Here is a 4,036-nt window from a genome sequence, read left to right as displayed (position 1 = left end):
GCGGCAGACAGCACGACCTCGTCGTCATGTCCGACCGCACCGGGGGCGGCTGGTCGGTCGACAGCCGTGCGGGCACGATCTCCGTGGGCGGCGCTTCGATGCCGGTCACCGACATCGAGGCCTTCGACCTGGCGGCACTGCGCTTCGACACGCTGAGCTTCAGGGGCGGGCCGGCCGACGAAGAGCTCTCGTTGGGCCAGGGCCCGCGCGCCGGGCCCGGCGAGGCTCGCGTGGACATGGGCGGCGGCGACGACACGCTGACGATCGACTCGTCACTGACCGGGCCCTACGACGGGGGCCCGGGCTCCGACACGTTCGTGCTGACCGGCTACGGGGGCAGATGGGTGGCCGAGCAGCGCGCCGTCATCGACCTGCGCTCCGGCCTCGCCTCGGTCGGGGGAGGTGCCCAGGCGGAGCTCGTCTCGTTCACGAACGCTGGTCTGGAGTTCTTCGACCGCAACCTGGTCCGTGGCGGCGCGGAGCCGAGCACGATCAGGGTCCGGGGCTGTCACGCGACTGTCCACGGTGGTGGTGGCGACGACCTGGTCGTCTTCCAAGCATCCGACGGGTGCGTCGGCCCACCGGCCCAGCGCTCCATCCGGGCCTACGGCGAGGGCGGTGCCGACGAGCTGCGCGGCTCGTCCGGCGACGACGTCCTCGTCGGCGGACCCGGCGCGGACGTGGCCAAGGGCGCCCGCGGCAGGGACCGCTGCTCGGCCGAGACACGGACCAGCTGCTAGGGGGTCACGCCTGGTCGCCCACCCAGAACCCGCGGCCGCCGAACCAGTCGCCGTACCCACCGCCGCCGAAGCCGGAGCGGTAGGACGTCCGCGAGCCGAGGTAGGACCCGACGACGGCGGCGCCGAGGTCGTCGAGCTCGGGCGCGACGACCCGGCCCTCGACCCGGTCGGCCATGGAGTCGATGAACCGGGCCAGGCCGGGGTCCTCGCCGAGCCGGAAGAACGTCGTCTGGGCGCCGAGGCGTGCGGCGTTGTCCAGCTCGCGCACCGCATAGGCGATGGTCAGCGGCGAGGGCGGGTAGGCGAAGTAGACCTCGCCGTCGGGCTCGAGGTGGGAGGTCGGCTCACCGTCGGTGACGATCAGCAGCACGGGCTGGGCGCTGGGGTGCTTGCGGAAGTGCCGGTTGGCCAGCAGCAGCGCGTGGTGCAGGTTGGTGCCCTTGTCCCACCTGGAGTCGAGGCCGGTCAGCTCCTCGATCTCCATGGTCTCGGCATAGCGGCCGAAACCGATGAGCTGCAGGGCGTCGCCCCGGAAGCGTGACGTGATGAGGGTGTGCAGGGCCAGGGCGGTGCGCTTCATCGGCACCCAGCGGCCGTCCATCGCCATCGAGAACGACGTGTCCACCAGCAGCGCCACGCACGCCTGGGTGCGCGCCTCGGTCTCCTGGACCTCGACGTCCTCGATGCTGACCCGCTGTCCGGTCGGGTCACCGGCGCGGCGGACGACGCCGTTGAGCACGGTGCGCGGGACGTGCCACGGCTCGGTGTCGCCGAACTCCCACTGCCGGGTCGCTCCGGAGAGGTCGCCGGCGGCGCCCGCCCGGCGCAGCTCACGCTGGCCCTGCCGGCCGGACATCTTGTCGGCGACGTCGCGCAGGAGTGCCTTGCCGAGCTGGCGCATCGCCTTCGGGGTGAGCCGCAGGTTGCCGTCGGTGCCGCGCTGCAGGGTGCCGCTGTCGCGGAGCGCCTGCTCGAGCTGCTGGAGCGTGCGCGCGTCGACCGCCGCCTCCGCGCCGAGCTGCCGGGCCAGCTTGTCCAGGTCGAGGTCGTCCATGCGGGCGCCGCCGTAGGACTGGCCGAGCTGCTCGGCCAGGTCGTCGAGGTCGGCCAGGTCCTGGAAGACACCCGTCCCGTCGCCGAGGCCGAGGCCCTCCTCGCCGTCCATCCGCTCCGAGCCACCCCAGTCCTCGCCGGGGCGCAGGGACTGGAGGTTGGCGTCCAGCCGGGCCATCGACTCCATCAGGGCCGGTGACCCGAACGCCTGCTGCGAGAGCTCCATCAGCTCGGCCCGCTGCTCGGCGCTCATCGAGTTGAGCATCCGCTGCGCCGCGGCGGCCCGCTTGGCCATCGCGTCGAGGAGCTCGTCGATGTTCTGCGGGTTCTCGGGGAAGAAGTCCCCGTGCTTGCCCATGAACTCCTCGAAGTCCTCCTGGGTGTCCTCGCCGCGCCGGTGCTTCTCCAGCAGCTCGTTGAGGTCCTCCAGCATCGCGTTGACCGCTGCCCGGTCCTCGTCGGTCGCGTTCTCCAGCGCCTGCTTCATCCCCGCGAAGCGCTGGTCCAGGAGCTCGCGGCCGAGCAGGTCCTTGATCTGCTCGTAGGCCTCGCGAGCCTCGCGGCTCTGCCAGTCGTACGACGACAGCTCGCTGACCGCCGCCGCGACGTTGGGCGGTAGGCCCTCGAGCTGCATCTCCCGGAAGGCCCGGTCGGCGTCGTCCAGGTCGACGTCCCGGGCCAGCTGCTTGCGCTCCTCGAGCACGGCCTTGTCGAGGAGCTCGCGCACCTCCTGCAGGGTCCCGTCGAGGTTGTGCCGCTGGGTGAGCTCGCGGCGCCGCTCGGCCACCCGGCGGGCCAGGTCGTCGAGGCCGGCCTGGTCGCGGCCCCCGCGGCGCAGGAACTCGCGCATCGCCCGCTCCGGCGAGTACCCGGCCATCACGTCCTCGCCGATGGCCTCGACCGCCTCCCGCAGGTCGACCGGCGGGGCGAGCGGGTCGCCGCCGTCGTACCGGCGGAAGCGCGAGGCGCGGGTCCGGGAGCGAGGCACCCGGTCAGCCTACGACCGGGCTCAACGCACCAGCTTGATCCGCTTCACGACCTTGGCCTTGTTGCCGAGCGAGTCACGGACGGTGACGACCGCCTTGGCCTTCAGGCCGTCGGGGCCGATCCGGTCGAGCGTCGCCTGGCTGAGCTTCACCTTGACGGTGCCAGTCTTGCCGGCCGCGACCGAGTAGGCCTGGGACCCGAGGCCCCTCTTCTTGCCGCTCAGCGCCTTGAGCTTGACCTTGCCGGTGCACGGGCCGCTGACCTCGGTCGCCGGGCACTGGAGCTTCACCTTGGCCTTGCCCTTCTTGACCTTGGCCTTGGACCCCTTCACCGTGATCGTCGCCGTCTTGTCGACGTCGAGCCCGGTGACCACGCCGATGGCGCCGTTGTTGCCGGGGTCCTGCAGCGAGACCCAGATCGTGTCGCCCGGGCCGGCCGCGACGAACCGCGGCAGGTACGGCGCCGGGAAGGTGCCGTACCTTGTGAGCTCGCCGGTCGGGGTGATCCGGGCCATCTCCCGGGTCAGGAACAGCCCCACCCAGTAGGCGTCGTCGGCGCCGAAGGCGACGCTGAACGAGGGGTCGGTGGCCGGCAGCGGGGTCTTCTGCGGCGTGCCGCCGAGGGTGAGGCGGGCGGCGTGGTGGGCACCGGACTCGGGGTTGCTGTAGAGCACCTGACCGGCCGGCCCGGTCGCGATGCCCTGCGGGCTGCCACCCACGGCGTGAGTCGTGAAGGTCCCGTCCGGGGCGAAGGCCAGGACCCGGCCACCCGCGTTGTCGACGACCCAGACCCGGCTCCCGTCGGCGGCCACCTCGCGGGCGCCCATGCCGGGGACGGTGAACGGCGTGGCCGTCACCGGGTTGGCCACCGGGATCCGGAAGACGGTGTCACCGCTGGCGGCCCAGAGGTTGCCGTCGGGACCCAGGTCGATGCCGCGGGCGTCGGTGAAGCCGCCGATCGCGTACGACGTCTCGTTGGTCGGGTCGGCGGGCGGGATCTTCACGACACCGGTGCTGACGGTGGCCCACAGGTTCTGGTCGGGACCGACGGTGAGCGCACCGAGGCCGCTGACGCCCCCCAGGTCGTAGTAGGTGACCGCGCCGGCGGGGGTCACCTTCGCCAGGTCGTCCGCGGAGCCGGACAGGGAGACCCACATGTTGCCGTCCGGCCCGGCGGCGATCTGCTCGGGCTGGGCCGTCAGCGGGATCGGGGCCCCGACGATCGGCTTGGCATCCGGGGGCGAGGCCGGGGAGGCC

General features: G+C 72.7%; 2 protein-coding genes and 1 pseudogene. 1 reads left to right on the top strand and 2 read right to left on the bottom strand.

Going from position 1 to position 4,036, the window contains the following annotated elements; genetic code table 11:
- Positions 1-740, top strand: a 740-nt coding sequence (locus tag JHD21_RS21245; RefSeq protein WP_292679470.1) for a hypothetical protein, incomplete at its 5' end; no start/stop codon positions are given.
- Positions 741-744: 4 nt separating this feature from the next.
- Here JHD21_RS21245 and JHD21_RS21240 read toward each other — a convergent pair.
- On the bottom strand, positions 745-2,781 hold the full coding sequence (locus JHD21_RS21240) for a VWA domain-containing protein (RefSeq protein WP_292679468.1): 2,037 nt from the start codon (positions 2,779-2,781) through the stop codon (positions 745-747).
- Positions 2,782-2,802: 21 nt separating this feature from the next.
- A pseudogene (locus JHD21_RS21235) lies at positions 2,803-4,036 on the bottom strand (hypothetical protein); the annotation flags it as partial.

The sequence above is a fragment of the Nocardioides sp. genome, assembly GCF_016462705.1.
Lineage (GTDB): Bacteria > Actinomycetota > Actinomycetes > Propionibacteriales > Nocardioidaceae > Nocardioides.
This window is presented reverse-complemented; position numbering and strand designations above follow the sequence as displayed.